21 protein-coding genes and 1 tRNA gene are annotated in these 19,432 nt (G+C 71.9%); 9 read left to right on the top strand and 13 right to left on the bottom strand.

The window, feature by feature from the left end:
• Positions 1 to 66: 66 nt before the first annotated feature.
• Complete coding sequence (locus Q5722_RS14805; RefSeq protein ID WP_305029033.1) at positions 67 to 621, bottom strand: SseB family protein; 555 nt, start codon at positions 619 to 621, stop codon at positions 67 to 69.
• A 153-nt stretch (positions 622 to 774) separates the two neighbouring features.
• Between Q5722_RS14805 and Q5722_RS14800 the strand changes: the two genes are divergently transcribed.
• Entirely contained in the window at positions 775 to 1,350 is a 576-nt protein-coding gene (locus Q5722_RS14800) for a uridine kinase family protein (RefSeq protein ID WP_305029032.1), read from the top strand.
• A 5-nt stretch (positions 1,351 to 1,355) separates the two neighbouring features.
• On the top strand, positions 1,356 to 2,255 hold the full coding sequence (locus Q5722_RS14795) for an aldose 1-epimerase family protein (RefSeq protein WP_305029031.1): 900 nt from the start codon (positions 1,356 to 1,358) through the stop codon (positions 2,253 to 2,255).
• A gap of 39 nt (positions 2,256 to 2,294) precedes the next feature.
• Here the strand turns inward: Q5722_RS14795 and Q5722_RS14790 are convergent, their stop codons facing one another.
• The 4 genes from Q5722_RS14790 to Q5722_RS14775 form a co-directional block, all read right to left on the bottom strand.
• On the bottom strand, positions 2,295 to 2,723 hold the full coding sequence (locus Q5722_RS14790; RefSeq protein WP_305029030.1) for a PH domain-containing protein: 429 nt from the start codon (positions 2,721 to 2,723) through the stop codon (positions 2,295 to 2,297).
• On the bottom strand, positions 2,723 to 3,568 hold the full coding sequence (gene hisG, locus Q5722_RS14785; protein WP_305029029.1) for an ATP phosphoribosyltransferase: 846 nt from the start codon (positions 3,566 to 3,568) through the stop codon (positions 2,723 to 2,725). Before hisG ends, Q5722_RS14790 begins: the two co-directional genes overlap by 1 nt.
• Positions 3,569 to 3,581: 13 nt before the next feature.
• A complete protein-coding gene (locus tag Q5722_RS14780) occupies positions 3,582 to 3,845 on the bottom strand; it encodes a phosphoribosyl-ATP diphosphatase (RefSeq protein WP_305029028.1) in 264 nt (87 codons plus the stop codon).
• A 62-nt stretch (positions 3,846 to 3,907) separates the two neighbouring features.
• A complete protein-coding gene (locus Q5722_RS14775; RefSeq protein WP_305029027.1) occupies positions 3,908 to 5,599 on the bottom strand; it encodes a DEAD/DEAH box helicase in 1,692 nt (563 codons plus the stop codon).
• 68 nt (positions 5,600 to 5,667) lie between these two features.
• Between Q5722_RS14775 and Q5722_RS14770 the strand changes: the two genes are divergently transcribed.
• Both Q5722_RS14770 and Q5722_RS14765 read left to right on the top strand, forming a co-directional pair.
• Positions 5,668 to 7,236: an MFS transporter gene (locus Q5722_RS14770; RefSeq protein WP_305029026.1), complete on the top strand. Its 1,569-nt coding sequence runs from the start codon at positions 5,668 to 5,670 to the stop codon at positions 7,234 to 7,236.
• Positions 7,233 to 7,799 (top strand): TetR/AcrR family transcriptional regulator, encoded by a 567-nt coding sequence (locus Q5722_RS14765; protein WP_305029025.1) that lies wholly within the window; start codon positions 7,233 to 7,235, stop codon positions 7,797 to 7,799. Before Q5722_RS14770 ends, Q5722_RS14765 begins: the two co-directional genes overlap by 4 nt.
• A gap of 111 nt (positions 7,800 to 7,910) precedes the next feature.
• Here the strand turns inward: Q5722_RS14765 and Q5722_RS14760 are convergent.
• Positions 7,911 to 7,995 (bottom strand) — tRNA-Leu (locus tag Q5722_RS14760).
• Positions 7,996 to 8,110: 115 nt separating this feature from the next.
• On the opposite strand from Q5722_RS14760, the gene Q5722_RS14755 reads away from it, so the two are divergent.
• A complete protein-coding gene (locus tag Q5722_RS14755) occupies positions 8,111 to 8,893 on the top strand; it encodes a LysR family substrate-binding domain-containing protein (RefSeq protein ID WP_305029024.1) in 783 nt (260 codons plus the stop codon).
• On the opposite strand, the gene Q5722_RS14750 is transcribed toward Q5722_RS14755, so the two are convergent.
• Entirely contained in the window at positions 8,894 to 9,487 is a 594-nt protein-coding gene (locus Q5722_RS14750; protein ID WP_305029023.1) for a nucleosidase, read from the bottom strand.
• Positions 9,488 to 9,560: 73 nt separating this feature from the next.
• On the opposite strand from Q5722_RS14750, the gene Q5722_RS14745 reads away from it, so the two are divergent.
• Complete coding sequence (locus Q5722_RS14745; RefSeq protein WP_305029022.1) at positions 9,561 to 10,172, top strand: hypothetical protein; 612 nt, start codon at positions 9,561 to 9,563, stop codon at positions 10,170 to 10,172.
• A gap of 88 nt (positions 10,173 to 10,260) precedes the next feature.
• Positions 10,261 to 11,370, top strand: coding sequence for a galactokinase (locus tag Q5722_RS14740; protein ID WP_305029021.1), 1,110 nt, complete (start codon positions 10,261 to 10,263; stop codon positions 11,368 to 11,370).
• A gap of 97 nt (positions 11,371 to 11,467) precedes the next feature.
• Here the strand turns inward: Q5722_RS14740 and Q5722_RS14735 are convergent, their stop codons facing one another.
• Complete coding sequence (locus tag Q5722_RS14735) at positions 11,468 to 12,676, bottom strand: acyl-CoA dehydrogenase family protein (protein ID WP_305029020.1); 1,209 nt, start codon at positions 12,674 to 12,676, stop codon at positions 11,468 to 11,470.
• 29 nt (positions 12,677 to 12,705) lie between these two features.
• Complete coding sequence (locus tag Q5722_RS14730; protein ID WP_305029019.1) at positions 12,706 to 14,073, bottom strand: acyl-CoA dehydrogenase family protein; 1,368 nt, start codon at positions 14,071 to 14,073, stop codon at positions 12,706 to 12,708.
• Between the two features lie 66 nt (positions 14,074 to 14,139).
• Between Q5722_RS14730 and def the strand changes: the two genes are divergently transcribed.
• A complete protein-coding gene (def, locus tag Q5722_RS14725; protein ID WP_305029018.1) occupies positions 14,140 to 14,739 on the top strand; it encodes a peptide deformylase in 600 nt (199 codons plus the stop codon).
• 16 nt (positions 14,740 to 14,755) lie between these two features.
• Here the strand turns inward: def and Q5722_RS14720 are convergent, their stop codons facing one another.
• Genes Q5722_RS14720 through cobT form a run of 4 tightly spaced genes read right to left on the bottom strand, consistent with a single transcriptional unit; the run spans position 14,756 to position 18,751 of the window.
• Positions 14,756 to 15,592: an oxidoreductase gene (locus tag Q5722_RS14720; protein ID WP_305029017.1), complete on the bottom strand. Its 837-nt coding sequence runs from the start codon at positions 15,590 to 15,592 to the stop codon at positions 14,756 to 14,758.
• 56 nt (positions 15,593 to 15,648) lie between these two features.
• Positions 15,649 to 16,455 (bottom strand): TrmH family RNA methyltransferase, encoded by an 807-nt coding sequence (locus tag Q5722_RS14715; protein ID WP_305029016.1) that lies wholly within the window; start codon positions 16,453 to 16,455, stop codon positions 15,649 to 15,651.
• On the bottom strand, positions 16,455 to 17,684 hold the full coding sequence (cobA, locus tag Q5722_RS14710; protein ID WP_305029015.1) for a uroporphyrinogen-III C-methyltransferase: 1,230 nt from the start codon (positions 17,682 to 17,684) through the stop codon (positions 16,455 to 16,457). The genes Q5722_RS14715 and cobA overlap by 1 nt, the downstream gene beginning before the upstream one ends.
• On the bottom strand, positions 17,684 to 18,751 hold the full coding sequence (cobT, locus tag Q5722_RS14705; RefSeq protein ID WP_305029014.1) for a nicotinate-nucleotide--dimethylbenzimidazole phosphoribosyltransferase: 1,068 nt from the start codon (positions 18,749 to 18,751) through the stop codon (positions 17,684 to 17,686). The genes cobA and cobT overlap by 1 nt, the downstream gene beginning before the upstream one ends.
• Before the next feature lie 115 nt (positions 18,752 to 18,866).
• Here cobT and Q5722_RS14700 point away from each other — a divergent pair, with 115 nt between their 5' ends.
• On the top strand, positions 18,867 to 19,397 hold the full coding sequence (locus tag Q5722_RS14700; RefSeq protein ID WP_305029013.1) for a YbhB/YbcL family Raf kinase inhibitor-like protein: 531 nt from the start codon (positions 18,867 to 18,869) through the stop codon (positions 19,395 to 19,397).
• Positions 19,398 to 19,432: the final 35 nt, after the last annotated feature.

Here is a 19,432-nt window from a genome sequence, read left to right as displayed (position 1 = left end):
CGCCTCGTCGTGCGAGCACGCAGATGCAGATCGGTCGAGAGCAAGACTAACGGGTCGAGGCCCGGATCACGAATCGACGGAGCCGGTGTCGTCGTCGAGGTCGTCGGCCGGCGCCGCCCACGCCCACTCCTCGCCGACCTTCACCAGCTCCCAGCCCGCGGCGACGCCCTGCAGGTCCGCACCGCTCAGCGGGAACGGCACCGGCCCCGCCACGTCGACCAGGAGCGTGGTCGCCTCCTCCTGGAGCGCCGAGGAAGCAGCCACGTGAGCCGGCGCCGGCACCGGCCGCGCTTCGGCGTTCCACGCCTGCAGGGTGTCGGTACTGGTGAACGCGAGCAGCGCCTTCTCGCCCGCGGCGTTCTGGATCAGGACCGTGGCCATGTCGGAGGACTTGTCGTGCGCCAGGCCGTTCTCGTCGTACTCGACCTCGCCGAGCAGCGCCACGACCGGCACCAGCAGGCGGCTCGGCTGGAGGGCGCGCACCACGTCGACGTAGCCGTAGGCCCCGCCTGCGGCGTACGTCGTCAGGGCAGCGGCCAGCTCGGGCGACTGCGTGCCGTCGTCATCCGGGAAGTTCGCCTGGATGAGCTTCGCGCCCTCGAACCGCTGGGTGTTGACCATGCGCCCAGCCTAGGCCTCCCGCTCGAGGTCGCCGGCATGCGCCGGCATGCGCGAACCGACACGTGGACACATCACCGACCGGGCGCCGAGCGCGGCGCGAGGGAAGATGACGCATCACCGTGTCGGTCCGTGCAGGCCCTACTCTCGGGGAGCATGAGCCACGCGACCGCCCGGGAGATCCTCGAACACGCCCTGGCACGACGGCCCACGCTCGGGGCCGGGCGCGTGGTCGCGGTCGACGGGCCGAGTGGCGCCGGCAAGACCACGCTCGCCGCCGCGATCGAGGCCGCAGCTCCCCGGCACCTCGACGTCGCCACGCTCCACCTCGACGACGTGTACGCCGGATGGCACGGCCTCGCCTCCCTCGGCGACGACCTGCACGGGCTGCTCACGCCGCTCGCCGAGGGCCGGCGCTCGACCTGGCACACGTGGGACTGGGCGACCGACTCCCCCGGCGGGCTGCGTGAGCAGGATCCGGTCGAGCTGCTCGTCCTCGAGGGTGTCGGGGCCGGCCACCGGCAGGTCGCCGACCTGGTGACACTGCTGGTCTGGCTGGACGGACCACCGGACCGCCTCGACCGGTCCCTCGCGCGGGACGTGGCACGCCACGCGAGCGCGGCAGCCGACGCCGCGGCGTACCGCGCCCGGCTGGTGGCGTGGCAGCAGGACGAGGCCGCCCACTACGCCGTGGACGCGACCAGGGAACGGGCCGACATCGCCCTAGGGTGAAGGCCATGCTCAGCCCGTCCGGAGAACAGTTCGAGATCAGCGCCGGTGGCTACCGCGCCGTCATCACCGAGAGCGGGGCCGCCCTGCGCGTCCTCACCCATGACGGCGAGGACCTCGTCGACGGGTTCGCCGAGGACGCGATGGCCTCGATGGGCCGCGGCCAGCTGCTCATGCCGTGGCCCAACCGGATCGAGGACGGCCGCTACGAGTTCGCCGGCGTCCAGCAGCAGCTCGCGCTGACGGAGCCGAAGCGCAGCAACGCCTCGCACGGCCTGGCCCGGTGGGCTGCCTGGTCCGTGCTCGAGCACACCGCATCGAGCGTCGCGCTGACCTACCGCCTGATGGCGCAGACCGGCTACCCGTGGCTGCTCGACCTCCACGTCCAGTACGACGTCAGCGCGGACGGTCTCACCGTCACCCAGAGCGCGACGAACCTGAGCGACTCCCCCGCGCCGTACGCCTCGGGCGCGCACCCCTACCTGACGGTCGGCGCGCCGCTCGATACCTGCGAGCTGTTGCTGCCGGCCGCCACGCGGGGACTGGCGGACCCGGTCCGCCTGCTGCCGACCGGACGCGAGTCCGTGGAGGGCACCGACGTCGACTTCCAGGTCTGGCGCCCCGTGAAGGGCACGGTCTTCAACGACGCGTTCACGGACCTGCGCCGCGGTCGCGACGGACGCGCCGAGGTCGTGCTCCGCGCCGACCGTGCCGTCCTGCTGTGGGTCGACGAGCAGCACCGCTGGCTGCAGCTCTACAGCGGCGACGACGTGGCCGGCCACGACCGGCGCTCGCTCGCCGTCGAGCCGATGACCGCCAATGCCAACGCCTTCCGCACCGGTGAGGACCTGGTCACGATCGAGCCCGAGGACACCTTCTCGGCGGTCTGGGGCATCCGGGCGGTCTGACCCGGCGCCCCGGCGGTCAGCGGGGCTCCGACTCGGCGATCAGCCGATCAGCGACTTCAGGTCGGCGTACGCCCGCCGGGCGCGCAGCCCGTCGGAACCCTGGATCGCCATGACGGCGCAGGTCGTGCCGTCATCGAGGTCCAGGCTGAGCCACGGCGCGCCGGCCGGCATCCGGGCGGCCACGATCTGGGCCCACTCGAGCTGGCGCACCTTGTAGCCGTTGACCACCGTCAGGCCCGACGTGGTCGCGGTGACGCGACACCGCATGAGCCCCCACTCGACGGCCAGGAAACCGCCGAAGAGGAGAACCGTGGTGATCCGCTGCCAGAGGGTGAACTGCTCCTTCACCGAGTCGGGAAAGGAGATCCAGGCCGCCACGAGGATCACGACGAGCGCCAGGCCGAAGATGCCACCCGCAGCCCGCACCCCGAACGGGCGCCAGGTCTTCGGCAGTGCGACCTCGGACATCAGAGCCGGCAGGCGTGGATGTCGGTGAGCAGGATGGCGCGTGCGCCGATGCCGTAGAGCTCGTCCATGAGCTTCTGCGCACCCTTGCGCGGGACCATCGCGCGGACGGCGACCCAGCCCTCGCGGTGCAGCGGGGAGACGGTCGGCGACTCCAGGCCCGGAGTCAGGGCCGTCGCGGCCTCGACCTGGTCGGCACGGATGTCGTAGTCCATCATCACGTAGCTGCGGGCGACGAGGACGCCCTCGAGGCGGCGCAGGAAGACGTCGTAGTCCTCGCCCTTCTCCGCGCCCTGGCGCGTGATCAGGACGGCCTCGGACTCGAGGATGACCTCGCCGAAGGTCGCCAGGCCGGCAGCCTTGAGCGTCGACCCGGTCTCGACCACGTCGGCGATGACGTCGGCGACGCCGAGCTGGATCGACGTCTCGACTGCACCGTCGAGGTGCACCACGGTGGCGTTGATGCCCTTGGCCGCGAGGAACGTCTCGACCACACCGACGTACGACGTGGCGATCCGCTTGCCCTCGAGCTCGGCGAGCTCGCTGTACGTCCCGGCCGGGCCGGCGAAGTGGAACTTCGACCGACCGAAGCCGAGGCTGCGGACCTCGTCGGCCTTCGCGCCGGAGTCCTGCAGGAGGTCGCGGCCGGTGATGCCGACGTCGAGCGTGCCGTCGGCGACGTAGAGCGCGATGTCACGCGGACGGAGGTAGAAGAACTCCACGCCGTTGTCGGCGTCGACGAGCGCGAGCTCCTTCGCGCCGGTGCGCTGGCGGTAGCCCGACTCCTTGAGGATCTCGGAGGCGGCCTCGGACAGGGCGCCCTTGTTGGGGACAGCGATGCGCAGCATGTGGGGGTACCTCTCAGAGGTGTGCGTAGACGTCGTCGAGCGTCAGTCCGCTCGCGAGCATGAGGACCTGGGCGTGGTACAGCAGCTGGCTGATCTCGAGCGCCGTGGCTTCCTTGCCCTCGAACCGGGCGGCCATCCAGGACTCGGCGGCCTCCTCGATCAGCTTCTTGCCGATCGCATGGACGCCGGCGTCGAGCTGCTTGACGGTGCCGGATCCCTCAGGACGGGTCTGGGCCTTCTCCTCGAGCTCGGCCCAGAGCTCCTCGAACGTCTTCACGGGCCACGATCCTACGGCGTACGACGGATCCGCCGTGCATCCGCCTGACCAGTGAGAGCGGCTCACTCCGTGAGCGACGTCGCGGGCAGCCAGTCGGCGCCGAGGAGGGCGGCGACCTCGGCGAGGCCCGCGGTGTCGCCCCCGACGGTGTCGGAGGCTGCGGCGATCCGCTCGACCATCGCACGGCCGACCTGCTCCTCGACCGTGCCCTCCGCCCAGGCGATGTGCCACGGCGAGACCTGGTGGTCGCGGTGCGTGCGGCCCGTGACCTGCCGACCGGCGATCCCCGAGAAGCGCGCCTGGTGGAAGAGCCCGACCCGCGGGTCGGTACTGGCGGACGACCCGTCCGGCAGCGACTCCCCCGCGTGCAGGCTGATGCTCGCGACCGTGGTGAAGACACAGACCTTCGCCTCACCGGTCTGGAAGCGCAGCCGCTCGGCCTCGGTGTCGAAGCGGTCGCGGCCGTAGATGCAGGCGACCTCGAGCCCGCTGTCGCGCAGCCTCTCGACGATCGGGTCGGCGGCGGTCTCCACGAACTCCACCGAGCAGGCGACCTGGCGACCTGCCTCGACCTGCTGTCCGATCCACGCGACCGTCGAGTCGACGCGGATCAGGCCGGCCTTCTGGCGGAAGCGGAGAAGCGCGGCACGGCCCTGGGCGGAGTTGCGGCCGCGGCGCGCGAGGTCCATCTCCCGACAGAACTCGCCCCACCCTGCCTCGTAGGCAGACCGCTCCGCGGGAGCGAGCTCGACCGGCAGCCCGGAGATCGGCACCGGCCCCCACGGCGCGGCCCGGTGGAGCATCGCGGGCGGCTCCGCAGCGGCGAGCCAGCCGCGCACGAGCTCGAGGTCGCTGCGGCGGCGCTCGGGGTCGCTGGTCCAGGTGGCTCCGTAGCGGCCGGACTCCACACCGACTCCATGGCGCTCCAGCGCGTCGGCGAACGCCTCGCCCGGAGCCGTCGCCCGGTGCCAGGCGGTCATCGGCTCGTCGTGGACCTGCGCGTAGCCCGGCGCGAGGTAGGGCAGCTCGAGCGGCGTGTGTCCCGGCGTCGCCGTCGTCGCGATGACGAACGGCGCCCGGTCGTGCGCCTTCGCGAGGCCCGAGACCTTCACCCAGTGCTTCCACCGCTTGGTCGTCGTACGCCGCAGGGCGTGGGCCTCGTCGGCGATCACGACGTCCCACGGAAAGGCGGCGACCTTCTCGAGACGGTCCCACGTGGTGACCACCCACTCCATCCCGGCGTCCCCGAGGGCGTCGATGGTGCGGCACCAGTGGCCGATCGTGATGGCGGCGGGGCGGTCCGCCACCACCAGGATCCGCGAGCCGCCCCGCAGCTCGGCCGCGGCGACGGCACCGAGCACCGCGGTGACGGTCTTGCCGACACCCGGTTCGTCGGCGAGGAGGAAGAGGCGACCACCCGCCGCGGCGCGCTTGGCGATCGCGTCGGAGCCCTCGTACTGGATCTGCCGCGGCTCGAACTCCTCGACCGGCGGGTCGACGGGTGAGGGAGTGTCGTTGTGGAGGTTCTCCAGGAACCGGCCGAGGGTGTGCGCCCTCGGGTGGTACGCCGCGAGGTGCTGCGGCAGCGTCCGGCCGACGTACACGTGCATCTTCACCGCAGGGTGCCAGCTCGCCCCGTCGACTGCCGTCCCGTAGGGCACATCGAGGATCCAGAGCCGCTCCCCCGGCCCGACGAGCGGCAACGGCCGCTCGGTGCGCGCACGGGTCGTGCTGCTGCGTCGTCTCCGTGCCACACCTCATCCTCGCGGACTTGACCGACGCCACAGTGCGGCGACACGTCGTCAGTGTTAGTCTACAAGTGATGACATCGCGTGTTGACAAGGAGGACGGCGTGACCGACGGAGGCCCCGGAACATCGACCCACGTGGACGAGAGCACCTGGCAGGGACGCGCACTCGTCCCCGCGCTCGTCTACATCGGACTGCTCATCGCGATGATCAGCAGCCTCGGCGCGCCCCTCGTCCCGACGATCGCCGGTGACTACGGGGTCTCGCTGGGCACGGCCCAGTGGACCCTCACCGTCGCGCTCCTCGTCGGAGCCGTGTCGGTGCCGATGGTCGGCCGCCTCGCCGACGGCCCGCGCCGGCTGCACATCCTGGTCGCGGTCCTGGCAGCGATGACCGTCGGCAGCATGCTCGCCGGCCTCCCGACCGACGTCTTCGCCCTCCTCCTCCTCGGCCGGGCCCTCCAGGGCGTGGGGCTCTCCCTCCTCCCGCTGGTCATGGGCATCGCGCGCGACCACCTCTCCCCCGCGCGTGCGCGCTCCACGATGGCGACCCTCTCGGTCACGACCGTGGTCGGCGTCGGCCTCGGCTACCCCATCACCGGCGCGATCGCGGACAACGTGAGCTACCGCTACGCCTTCTGGTTCGCCGCAGTGCTCGGCCTCGTCGCGATCGCCCTCGCGCTGCTCGTCGTGCCGACCAGCCAGCACCACCCGTCCGAGCGCTTCGACCTCGTCGGCTCCGTGCTCCTGGCCGTCGGCCTGGGCGCGATGCTGCTCGCGATCAGCATGGGCGAGGAATGGGGCTGGGGCTCCGGCCGGATCCTCGGCATGGCTGCCGCCGCGATCGCCGCCCTCGCGCTGTGGACCTGGCACCAGCTCCGGGCCACCGCTCCCCTCGTCGACCTGCGCCTGATGCGCGACGCCACGGTCACGACGTCCAACCTCGCCGGTCTCTTCGCGGGCGTCGGCATGTACATGCTGATGTCCATGGTGATCCGCTTCGTGCAGACGCCGACCTCCACCGGCTACGGCCTGGGCGAGTCGGTCCTCGTCGGCAGCCTCGTGCTGATCCCGCTCTCGGCCATGAGCTACTTCTCCAGCCGGCTCTCGGCCGCCCTCGGACGCCGCATGGGGCCGGCGTACATCCTGTGCCTGGGCATGCTCGCCTTCACCGCGGCCCTGCTCTTCTTCATCACCGAGCGCGGCCACCTCTGGCAGATCCTCGTGGTGATGGGCCTCGGCGGCCTCGGCGTCGGCTGCTCCTTCGCCGTCATGCCCCGGATGATCGTCGGCGCCGTGCCGGCGTCGCAGACCAGCAGCGCCCTCGCGATGAACCAGGTGCTGCGGCAGATCGGCTACTCGGTGGGCAGCGCACTCTCCGCCACCGTGCTGACCGCCCACACCACGGGCGCCAGCCCCTTCCCCACGGACCGGGGCTTCACGGTCGGCGCCTGGGTCGCGGTCGGCCTCTGTGTCCTGACTGCCGCGGTCGTCGTGGGTGTGCAGCTCGTCGAGCGGTCGACGACGCCCGAGGTGGACCAGCTGCTCATCGAGGAGAACGCCGACGCCGCCATCGCCGGTGTGGTCGGGTTCGAACCGGCCGAGGTGCCTGCGGCGCCACGTCGCGCGGGAGCCGACCGGTGAGCGGTGCGCGCCGGACGCGCGATGCGGCCGAGACCCGCGCGCGCCTCCTCGACGCAGCCCGCACGCTCTTCTCGGAGCACGGCTACGACAACGCGACCGTGCGTGACATCGGCCGTGCCGCGGACGCCGACCCGGCGCTGATCGCCCGCTACTTCGGCAGCAAGGCCGCCCTGTACGTCGAGTCCCTCCGCCCGGCGGGGTCGGCAGCAGGCCAGGCCCCCATCGACATCACGGACCCGACGAGGCTCGCCGGAGTCCTGGAGCGTCTCCAGCAGGGCGGCCCCACCCCGGCCCTGCACGCCGCACTGCGCCGCCACGACAACGACGAGGTCCAGGACGCCGCACTGGGCACCCTGACCACCCGCCTGGTGGAGCCGGCAGCGGCCAAGGCAGCCGGGGCCGGCGCGCCCGACGCGCGGCTCCGTGCCGAGCTGGCGGTGGCTGCCCTCGCCGGGATCCTCGCGAGCCGGTCGACCGGCTCCCTCGAGACGCTCGCCGAGGCCGCGCCCGAGGAGGTCGCCGTCCTGGTCGCACGTGTGATGGACGACCTGCTCACCCGCTGACGGCCGGACCGCCACGGCTCCGGTCGTGCCGACGTCGCCGGTTCGGCCGGGCCGGCGTCGCGAAATGTGAAGAAGGCCCGAAACGATGTCTCGGGCCTTCTTCGACTCGCGTGCGCGAGGGGGGACTTGAACCCCCACCCACTATACGTGGACTAGCACCTCAAGCTAGCGCGTCTGCCTATTCCGCCACCCGCGCGAGTGGTGAAACCGTAGCAGTACTCACGGGCCGAATGCACATCGGCCCCATGCCTCCCACGTCACACGGCGTCCGGAGTCCGTTTCCGCGCCCGCCACCCCACTAACCTGACCGCATGCAGGAGCCCATCGGACCGCTCGCCGTCGCCTTCGTCGCCGGCGTCTCCCCCGACAAGTGGTCGAAGCGGTGGCGTGAGCGCTACCCCGACGCACCGCTGGAGCTGCGCATGGTCGCGACGGGCCAGCAGCGCGCGGTGCTCACCGACGGCACCGCATCGATCTCCTTCGTCCGGCTGCCCGTCGACCGCGACGGGCTCCACGTGATCCCGCTCTACGAGGAGGTGTCGGTCGCCGTCCTCTCCGTCGAGGACGACCTCAGCCTCGAGGAGCAGCTCACCATCGGCGACCTCGCCGGGCACCAGCTGGTCACCGATCCGGCCGACCTCCCGGGCTGGGCCGAGGTCGCGACCGTCGAGCGCCTCCCCTACCCCTCCATGTCTGCCAAGGACGCGGTCGAGGTCGTGTCGTCGGGCGCGGGCGGCGTCGCCGTCCTGCCGATGTCCGTCGCCCGCCTCCACCACCGCAAGGACGTGGTGGCCCGCGAGCTCACCGACGGTCCGCTGCATCCCGTCGGCATCGCCTGGCGCCGCGAGGACGAGGACCCGCGCATCGATACCTTCATCGGGATCGTGCGGGGACGCACGGCCGACAGCTCACGGGGCACCCCCACGCCGCCCACGCCGAAGAAGAAGGCGGCCGCCAGGCCGAAGCAGCCCGCGAAGAAGGCGTCTGCGCAGAAGAACGCTTCGTCCGGTCAGGCCGGGCGCGGCGGAGCAGGTGCCCGACGCAGCACGAAGGGTGGAGCGAAGGGGACCGCCAAGCGCGGCAGGCGTCGGTGATCAGCCGAGGACCGCGCTGACCCAGGCGCCCAGCGCGCGGGCCGAGAGCTCGACCATCGCCGGCCAGTCGTGGGCCGACTCGTCGGCGTTGTCGGAGACGTGCTTGGCCATCCGCAGCGGTACGCCGAACTGCGCCGCCGCGTACGCCACGGCGTAGCCCTCCATGTCGACCAGGTGCGCCTGCTGCGCGAGCCGGTCACGCACGAGCGGATCGGTCACGAAGACGTCGCCGGTGGCCAGCACCGCGGGGCGCGACGCGTCGAGCACGAGACGCTCCTGCGGGTCGTAGCCGAGGGCCCGGATCGCGTCGGCGTTGATGTCGTGGTTGATCACGACGCCCGGCTCGTGCAGGCCCACGACTCCGTCCCGCAGGGCGCCCGCGGTGCCGATGTTGAGGAGCACCACGCGCCCGAGCTCCCGCCGCGCCAGTGCCCGGGCCGTGGCGGTCGCCGCGGCGGTCTTGCCCAGGCCCGTCACGACGATCTCGACCCCGCTCGGGACATGCGCTGCCTCCGCACGTGTGGCGGAGACCACGACCGGGATCGCGTCAGCAGGCAGGACCTGGAGAGTCTGAGTATCTGAGACGGGATGCACGGGTACACGCTATCCGTGGCAGCGTCCCTCTCACCCTTCCCCTCTCGGGGACAACCAACCGGAAGGACACACCATGCAGACCAAGCGCATCGCGGCTGCCGTCGCCACCGTCGCCCTCGCGGGCTCGCTCGCCGCCTGTGGCGACGCCGTGAAGGACGCCGCCGACCAGGCCAAGGCCAAGGCCTCCGACGCTGCCTCCTCGGTCGCCTCGAAGGGCGTCGACGCCGCCAAGGACGCCGCTTCCAAGGCCGCGGACCAGGCCAAGGGCAAGGCCGGCGAGCTGGGCAACTCCCTGTTCGAGGACATCAAGGGCAAGCTGTCGCCGGAGCAGCAGAAGAAGCTCGAGTTCGTCGACACCGTCGGCCTCGGCACCAAGGGAGAGCTCGTCGAGGACGCCGACTCGCTGACCGTCGCCGACTACTTCGGCGCCCGCCAGGAGGCAGCCGCCAACTCGGGCGAGGACCTCACGGACCTGCAGGCAGTCGCCGCCGGGCGCGGGCTGCGCAACGCCACCCGCTACGTCACGCGGTTCGCCGGCCAGACCCCGAAGTTCTCCGTGGACGTCGTCTCGTCCGAGGGCGGGACGGTCAACGCGTGCGTCGGCCCGAAGGGCAAGAAGGCTCGCACCCTGATCGTGAAGGACGGCAAGGTCGTCGCCAACCGCAAGGGCACCCACACCTGCTGACCCGACCGGTCGAGCGTGCGGCCCGTCACCCGAAACGGTGACGGGCCGCTCCGCGTTTCCGCCGCTCCTTTCTGCCAAGGTGGCAGACATGCACCTGATCGACCCCGGCACCGCGGCCGAACACGTCCGCCGCGCCGCCAACCTGCTGCAGTCCGCACTCGGTGCCTCTCCGATGGCGGCCGGACGCGCGGCGGGCCGGGTCAACCTGGTCGGCGAGCACACCGACTACAACCAGGGCCTCTGCCTTCCGCTCGCCCTCCCCCACGCGACGTACACCGTGGTCGCTCCGCGCACCGACGACCAGGTGCGGGCAGTGAGCACCCTCGCCACCGGCACCTACACCGGCGATCCGGCCACCGCGACCGGCTGGGCGGCGTACTCCGCGGGCGTGGTGTGGGCACTGCGCGAGGAGGGCATCGACGTGCCGGGCATCGACATGGCGATCGCCTCGTCCGTGCCCGTGGGCGCCGGGCTCTCCTCCTCCGCAGCCCTCTCCTGCTCGGTGGCGATGGCGATCGGGGCCCTGGTCGGACCGATCGACCCCGAGGTGATGCTGCGTGCCACCATCCGTGCGGAACACGAGCGCGCCGGCGCGCCGACCGGTGGGATGGACCAGACGGTGGCCCTCTTCGCGACGCCTGGTGAGGCGCTCCTCCTCGACTTCGCCGACGGCACGCGGACGCCGGTGACCTGGGCGCCCCCGGGGCTCGCCCTCCTCGTCATCGACACCTGCGCGCCGCACGCCCTGGCCGACGGCCAGTACGCCGCCCGGCGCTCCGCGTGCGACGAGGCCGCGGCAGCCCTCGGGGTGCCCTCGCTGCGCCAGGTCGAGGAGCCCGCCCTCGCCGCCGTTCCCGACGCGTGGCTCCCCCTGGCCCGCCACGTCGTCACCGAGAACCGGCGCGTGGAGGAACTCGTCCAGGCCGTCGCAGCCGGCGACTGGGCAGAGGTCGGCGCCCTGATGACGTCGAGCCACGAGTCACTGCGCGACGACTTCGCCGTCTCCTGCGACCAGCTCGACGTCGCTGTGCAGGCTGCCCTCGACCACGGCGCGCTCGGCGCCCGGATGACCGGCGGCGGGTTCGGCGGCTCGGCGATCGCGCTGGTGCCGGAGGACCTGGTGCAGCCGTCGATGGCGGCGGTGGCGGCTGCGTACGCGAGCCGGCACTGGCGCGAGCCCCGCTTCCTCCGCGCCTGACCACGTCCCGAGGCGGCCCGGAAAGCAGGACCGGCCCGCTCCCCGGAGGGAACGGGCCGGCCTGACCGCGCAGCGCAGGATCACGCGAGGGCGTGGGTCACTTGAGCTCCGCACTCGAGAGACCGAGCACCCGGCGCGCCACGATGAGCTGCTGGATCTGCTGCGTGCCCTCGAAGATGTCGAGGATCTTGGAGTCACGCGCCCACTTCTCGAGCAGCTCGGACTCCGAGTAGCCGACGCCCGCGCAGAGCTCGACGCACGACAGGGTGACGTCGGAGCCGACACGACCGGCCTTGGCCTTCGACATCGAGGCCTCGAGCGAGTTCGGCTTCTTGTTGTCCGCCATCCAGGCGGCCTGCAGCGTGAGCAGCTGGGCTGCCTCCCAGTCGGCCTCGAGCTGGAGGAACTTCGCCGCGGCGGCGGACTGGAGCTGCGCCGGCTTGTCGTAGTCGATCTCGATGCCGGCCTGCTCGAGCAGGTCGCGGGTCAGGTCCAGCGACGCACGCGCGCAGCCGACGGCCATGGCGGCCACGAGCGGACGGGTGTTGTCGAAGGTGGCCATCGCACCGGCGAAGCCCTCCTGGACGTTGATCTCCGGCGAACCGAGGAGGTTCTCCGCCGGGACCCGGACGTCGGTGAACGTGATGACCGCCGTGTCGGAGGCACGGATGCCGAGCTTGTGCTCGAGGCGCTCGACCTTCACGCCCGGCATGTCCTTGGTGACGACGAAGGACTTGATCGCGGCCTTGCCCAGCGACTTGTCGAGCGTCGCCCAGACGACGATCGAGTCCGACCGCTCGCCCGAGGTCACGAAGATCTTCTCGCCGTTGATGATGTAGGCGTCGCCGTCCTTCTTCGCGGTCGTGGTGATCGCGGACGAGTCCGAGCCGAACGACGGCTCGGTGATCGCCATGGAGGCCCAGGTGCCCTTGAACTTCTCCAGCTGCGCGTCCGTGGCGACGGAGGCGATGGCGGAGTTGCCCAGGCCCTGACGCGGCATGGCGAGCGTCAGGCCGGTGTCGCCCCAGCACATCTCGGCGACCGAGAGCGCCGACGCCATGTTGGAGCCGTTCTTGTTGGACGTGTCGTCGCCGGAGCTGCGGCGGACGCCGGTCGCGCCGGCACCCTCCGACGTACCCGACTCGTTGAGGCCGTCCGCCAGCGCGGCGAGCATGTCGAGTTCCTTGGGGTACTCGTGCTCGGCGAGGTCGTACTTGCGGGAGACCGGGCGCAGCATGTTCATCGCGACCTGGTGGACCTGGTCGATCAGCGCGCGGTGCTTCTTGGGAGTCTCGAGATAGATCATGGCTGTGTGCCTTCGTGCTGAGCCGGGGCTCAGACGAGGACGCCTCCTTCCAGGATGCCGATGGCACGCAGGTCGCGGTACCACCGCTCGACCGGGTGCTCCTTGGTGAAGCCGTGGCCACCGAGCAGCTGCACGCCGTCGAGACCGATCTGCATGCCCTTGTCGGCGCAGATCTTGCGGGCGAGGGCGATCTCGCGGGTCGCGTCGACGCCGCGGGCGACGCGGGACGCGGCCTTGTAGGTGACCAGGCGCATGGCCTGGAGCTCGATCGCGATGTTGGCGACCATGAACGCGACGGCCTGACGGTGGGCGATCGGCTCACCGAACGCCTCGCGCGTCTTGACGTAGGGCACGACGTAGTCGAGCACGGCCTGGCCGGTGCCGAGGGCGAGCGCACACCAGGCCAGGCGCGAGTAGCGCACGGCCTCGGTGTACGTCGAGCCGTCGGTCGCGCCGAGGATGGCGCCGGCGTCGACGGTGACGTCCTTGAGGTGGACCTTGGTGAGGCTGGCGGCCTTGAGGCCCATCGCCGGGTCGGCCTCGATGCGGAGGCCGTCGGTGCCGGCCTCGACCAGGACGAGGACGTTCTTGCCGTCGAGCTGCGCGCCGATGATGAAGAGCTCGGCGTCCTTGCCGCGCGGCACGAAGGACTTCACACCGTTGAGGACCAGCTTGTCGCCCTGGCGGACGGCGGTGGTCGACGGCTTGAAGACGTCGAAGAGGACGGCCTGCTCGTTGAGCGCGAGGGCGGCCGCCGGGACGTCCGCTCCCTCGGTGAACGCCGGGAGGTAGGTCTGCTGCTGCTGGTCGGTGCCCCACAGCGAGATGGCGGTGGCGACCGCACCGGGTGCGAGGGCGGCGACGGCGATGCCCATGTCGCCCTTGGACAGGGCTTCGTGGACGAGCGTGCCGGCGACCGCCGACCGCTCCTCGGCGATTCCGCCGAGCTCTGCGGAGACGCCGAGGATCGGGAGGCCGATCTCCAGGGTCGCGGCGAGCACGTCGGCGGGCGTCTCGGCCGCCTCGTTGGCGTCGGCAGCGGCGGGGCGGACGGCCTCGGCGGCGAACTCCGACACGACGTCGACGAGCATCTGCTCGTCCTCGGTCGGGGTCAGGTCGAACAGACCGGTCGACTTCGCCTTCGGGGTCGCCGTGCCGGGCGCGCCCTTCTTGCCCTTGGGGGCGAAGGTGCGGCTGGCAGCGGCCGCGACCTTGAAGCCACCGCGCGTGCTCTGGAAGACGATCTCCTCCGCCTGCTTGCGCATCTTGAGCTTGTCGAGGAGGGGGCTCTGGCCGAGCTTGTTCAGGGCGAGGATCGCGATGCCCATGGGGTCTCGCTTCTCCTTGCTGGACAGGCCGAACTTGCCGCCGGCCCGGGTGACAGGGTTCTGGGACATGCGGCAACTGTAACTGCGAGTTACACATTGCGCTACAGAGACGCGCAGCACACTAGGATTTCGTCCATGACGAGCGACTCCCCTGCACCCCTCGCGCCCCACGGCCCGCTGCCCACCGGCGGCACGGTCCGTCCGATCACCCGCTGGGGCGAGCCCGTCATGCACCGCGCGCTGCGGCGGGTGACGGCGTACGACGAGAGCCTGCGGGCGCTCGCGGCCGACATGGTCGCCACGATGTACGCCGCCGAGGGCGTGGGCCTGGCCGCCAACCAGATCGGCGAGGACCTCGCCGTCTTCGTCTTCGACTGCCCCGACGCCTCGGGCCAGCACACCGTCGGCGTCGTCTGCAACCCGGTCGTCACCCTGCCGGAGGGGAAGAGCCGCAAGCTCGACAAGGGAGACGAGGGCTGCCTGTCCTACCCGGGCGCCTTCGTGCCGTGCAGCCGTCCGGGCTACGCGGCCGTCGACGGGTTCGGCCTCGACGGCGAGCCGGTGCACTTCGAGGGCGACGGCCTCCTCGCCCGCTGCCTGCAGCACGAGACCGACCACCTCGAGGGCATGGTCTTCGGCGACCGTCTCGCCTTCGGCGCGCAGAAGAAGCTGCGCAAGCAGATGGAGCAGGCGATCGAGGAGTTCCCCCTCACGTGGCCCGCCAACCTGGCCTGACCGGCCAGCTGTCCGCTCAGGCCTTCCGGCCGGTGCCGTAGACCTGGCCGAGCATCAGGTCCGTGACGCCCTTGGGCACCACGTCGAACGAGCCGCGGATCACGTGAGCGCCCTTGCCGACCGGGTAGACCGCCTTCGGCCGCTTCGCCGTCGCTACCTTGGCGATCTTGCGGCCCACCACGTCGGGCGTGCAGGACAGAGCCGGACCGTCGGCGGTCTCGAGCACCTTGAACGCACGCTTCGCCCACGGGCCGTAGGCGGTCGAGCCGGAGGTCTCCAGGAGCGAGTCGCGGGAGATGGTGTTCCACTCCGTGACGACGCCCGCCGGCGCGACGCACGAGACCGAGACGCCGAACGGCGCGACCTCGAGCCGCATGGAGAAGCTCAGGCCCTCCACCGCGAACTTCGTCGCGTGGTACCAGGCGCCGAACGGCTCGTAGAGGCGCGCGCCGATGCTGGAGATGTTGATGATCCGGCCGCTCCGCTGCGCGCGCATCGTGGGGAGGACGAGCTGGCTGAGCCGGGCCAGGCCGAAGACGTTGACCTCGAACTGGCGGCGCGCCTCGTCGATCGGCACGTCCTCGACCGCGCCGTAGGAGCCGTAGCCGGCGTTGTTGACCAGCACGTCGATGCGGCCCTGCTCGTCGAGGATCCGCTGGACGCAGGCCTGCATCGAGGCGTCGTCGGTGACGTCGAGCGCGACGACGTGGGCGCCCTTGTCGGCCAGGCCCGCCATCCGCTCGGTGCGGCGCGCGGCGGCGTACACGGTGAAGCCCTTGCCGAGGAGCTCGGCCACGGCGGACTCGCCGATGCCACTCGAACCGCCGGTGACCAGTGCGACCTTCTTCGTCATGCCGCGGAGCCTAGCGAGCGGCACGTCCGCGCGACGTCCTCCCGTGGGAGGAGATCTCAGCGGGTCGCGTAGAAGGTCACGGCCGTCGCCGCGGCCACGTTGAGCGAGTCCACGCCCGGCTCCATCGGGATCAGCACCCGGTGGTCGACCTGCTGCTCGGTCTTGCGGTGCACGCCGGCTCCCTCGGTGCCGAAGACGAAGGCGAGCCGCTCGTGCTTCATGGCGGCGAGCTCGTCGAGGGTGATCGCGTCGTCGGCGAGCGTGAGGGCGACCGGCACGACGTCGGCCTCCCGCAACGCACGCAGGATGTCCTCGATCCCCCGTGCCCGCGTCCACGGCACCGAGTAGACGTTGCCCATGCTGGTCTTGCTGGCGCGGCGGTAGAGCGGATCCGCCGTGCGCTCGGTCAGCACGACCGCGTCGATGCCGAGCGCCGCCGCGTTCCGGAAGATCAGCCCCACGTTCCCGTGGTCGACGAGGTCCTCGAGGACCGCGATGCGCAGCCGGCCGGGCTTCGCGAGGAGATCGGCGAGCGGCGGCAGCGGCCGGCGCTCGAAGCTGCCGAGGGCGCCACGGTGCAGGTGGAACCCGGCGACCTCCGCGATCTCCCGCTCCCCCAGCACGTACGCCGGGGCGTCGGTCGCGTCGAGCACGTCGCGCAGCCCGTCGACCCACTTGGGCTGGAGCAGGAAGGCGCGCGGGGTGAAGCCGGCCTCGGCCGCGCGGCGTACGACCTTGGCGCCCTCGGCGAGGAAGAGGCCGTGCTCGGCCTCGACGGCCTGGCGCAGGTCGACGTCACGCAGGTCGCGGAAGTCCGCGAGCCGCGGGTCGCTGACGTCCGTGACGTCGACCAGGCGGGCCATCAGCTGCCGTAGCGCTCCGGGTTGGCGACCGCGACGACGTCGCCGATGACGATGATCGCCGGCGGGGTGACACCCTCGGCGACAAGGTCCGCGGCGAGCGTGCCGAGCGTCGAGAGGACCGTGCGCTCGTCGGGCATGGTGCCGTCCATGATCACCGCGACCGGGGTCTCGGCCGGGCGACCGCCCTCGACGAGGGCAGCGGCGATCTTCGGTGCGTTCTCCACGGCCATCAGCAGGACGAGCGTGCCCTGCATCTGCGCAGCTGCCGTCCAGTTGACCAGGGAGTCGGGGTGGCCCGGCGGGATGTGGCCCGAGATGACGGTGAACTCGTGGGTGACCCCGCGGTGCGTCACCGGGATGCCCGCCCGCGCCGGCACGGAGATCGACGACGAGAGCCCCGGGATGATCTCCACCGGCACGCCGGCGGCGTTGCAGGCGATGATCTCCTCGTAGCCGCGGCCGAAGACGAAGTTGTCCCCGCCCTTGAAGCGCACGACGCGCTTGCCGGCCAGCGCCCGGTCGACGATGACCTCGTTGATGAACTCCTGGCTCGCGTAGCGACCGCGCGGCAGCTTGGCGACGTCGATCAGCTCGACATCCGGCGCGAGGTCGGCGAGCAGCTCGCGCGGCGCGAGGCGGTCGGCGACGACGACGTCCGCCGACGCGATCGCGTTGCGGGCGGCGATGGTAACCAGGTCCGGGTCGCCGGGACCACCGCCCACGAGCACGACGCCGGGCTTCCTCGCCGCCGTGGTCGGCGTACGCAGCGCGGTGCCGGAGCGCAGCGCCTCCATGATCTGGTCGCGCACCGCAGCAGAACGGCGCGGCTCGCGGTTGGCGAGGACCGCGATGGTCAGCCCCTCGTGGCGGCCGACCGCCGGGGTCCACGCAGTGGCCTCGGAGGCGTCGTCGGAGCGGACACAGAAGATCCGCCGCTCCTCGGCCGCGGCAGCCACCGCAGCGTTGGTCTCGGCGTTGTCGGTGGCCGCGATGGCGTACCAGGCGCCGTCGAGGTCGGCGGGCTCGAAGTCGCGGATGGCGAGGGTGATCTCGTCGGACATGCCCTCGATCGCCATCGTCGCGGCGCGGGCGACGACGTGGACGTCGGCGCCGGCGGCGATCAGCGTCGGGATCCGGCGCTGGGCGACGTGTCCGCCGCCCACGACGAGGACCTTGCGGCCCGCGAGCCGCAGCCCGACCGGGTACGTCGGCAGGTCGGCGTCCGCCATCACTCGCCACCCGCCATGACGGACTCGAGGGTCGCCATCTCGGTGAGGACGCGGGCCGAGGCCTGCACGATCGGGGCGGCGAGCGCCGCGCCGGTGCCCTCGCCGAGGCGGAGGTCAAGCTCGAGCAGCGGGCGGAGGCCGAGCGCCTCCAGGGCGATGCGGTGGCCGGGCTCGAACGAGCGGTGACCGGCGATGCAGTAGCCGACCACCTCGGGAGCGATCTTCTGCGCGACCAGGGCAGCCGAGCCGGCGATGACGCCGTCGAGGATGACGGGGACACGGCGTGCGGCGGCACCGAGGACGAAGCCCGCGATGCCCGCGTGCTCGAAGCCGCCGACCTCGGCGAGGACGTCGACGCCGTCGGCGTCGGGGGCGATCCGCTCGACCGCGCCGGCGACGACGGAGGTCTTGAGTGCCAGCGTGTCGTCGTCGATGCCGGTGCCCCGACCGGTCACGACGTCGGCGGGAGTGCCCGTCAGCGCCGCGATCAGGGCGGCCGACGGGGTCGTGTTGCCGATGCCCATGTCACCGGTGATGAGCAGGTCGGCACCGTCGTCGATGAGCTGCTGCGCCACGGCGATGCCCGCCTCGAGGGCCTGGACCGCCTCGTCGCGGCTCATCGCGGCGCCCTTGGCCAGGTCGGAGGTCCCGGGACGGACCTTCTTCGAGACGAGGGTCGCGCCTGCGCCGGTGCCCTCGGTGAACGGACCCGCGACACCCATGTCGACGACGGTGACGGAGGCACCAGCAGCGCGCGCGAGCACGTTGATGCCCGCGCCACCGGCCTGGAAGACGTTGCACATCACGAAGGTGATGTCGGAGGGCCACGGCGTCACGCCCTGTGCCAGCACGCCGTGGTCGCCGGCGAAGACGCCGACGGCGGGCTTGACCGGGACCGGGGGCGGGCAGGTTCCGGCGATGCCGGACAGCTGGAGGGAGAGCGTCTCCAGGACCCCGAGCGCGCCCGCGGGCTTGGCCAGCCCGGCCTGGGCGGCCTCGGCGGCGGCCACAGCCTCCGCGTCGATCGGCTGGATGCTGGCAACGGTGCTGCTGAGGACTTCACTCACGCCCCCATTCTCCCCATGCGCCCCGCGGTGCGCGCACCGGTGCCCAGAGGGCGGGCGCGTAAACACTGCGTTGCAGCCGTTCCGCTCGCTGGGAGCACGTGGTTACCGTGCCCACATGAGCCTCGACCGCCCCGTGACCCCGGATCCCTACAACCTGCTCCCGCCGGTCCCGGCGTTCTCGGTGACCAGCAGCGACGTGACCGACGGCGCTCCCCTGGCGGACGCGCACGTCCACGCGCTCGGCAACACCTCGCCCCAGCTGAGCTGGAGCGGCGCCCCCGAGGGCACGAAGTCGTACGTCGTGACCTGCTTCGACCCGGACGCCCCGATCGTCTCCGGCTTCTGGCACTGGGTGGTCTGCGACATCCCGGCCTCCGTGACCTCGCTCGAGACCGGTGCCGGTGCTCTCGGCGACGCGGGACTCCCCGCCGGTGCCTTCCACGTGCGCAACGACTTCGGCACGCGGGACTTCGGCGGCGCCGCGCCGCCCCAGGGCGACCAGGTGCACCGCTACTACTTCGTCGTGCACGCCGTCAGCGAGGAGAAGCTGGGTGTCGACAGCTCGGTCTCCCCCGCCGTGGTCGGCTTCAACCTGGCGTTCAAGACGCTGGCACGCGCGATCATCGTCGGCACCTACCAGCACTGAGTCCAGGGACAAGGCGGCAGGTGCCCGCCCGCGGA

It is taken from the genome of Nocardioides jiangxiensis, from assembly GCF_030580915.1.
Taxonomy (GTDB): Bacteria; Actinomycetota; Actinomycetes; order Propionibacteriales; family Nocardioidaceae; genus Nocardioides; species Nocardioides jiangxiensis.
The sequence above is the reverse complement of the archived record's forward strand: the minus strand, read 5'-3'. Positions and strand labels throughout refer to the sequence as shown.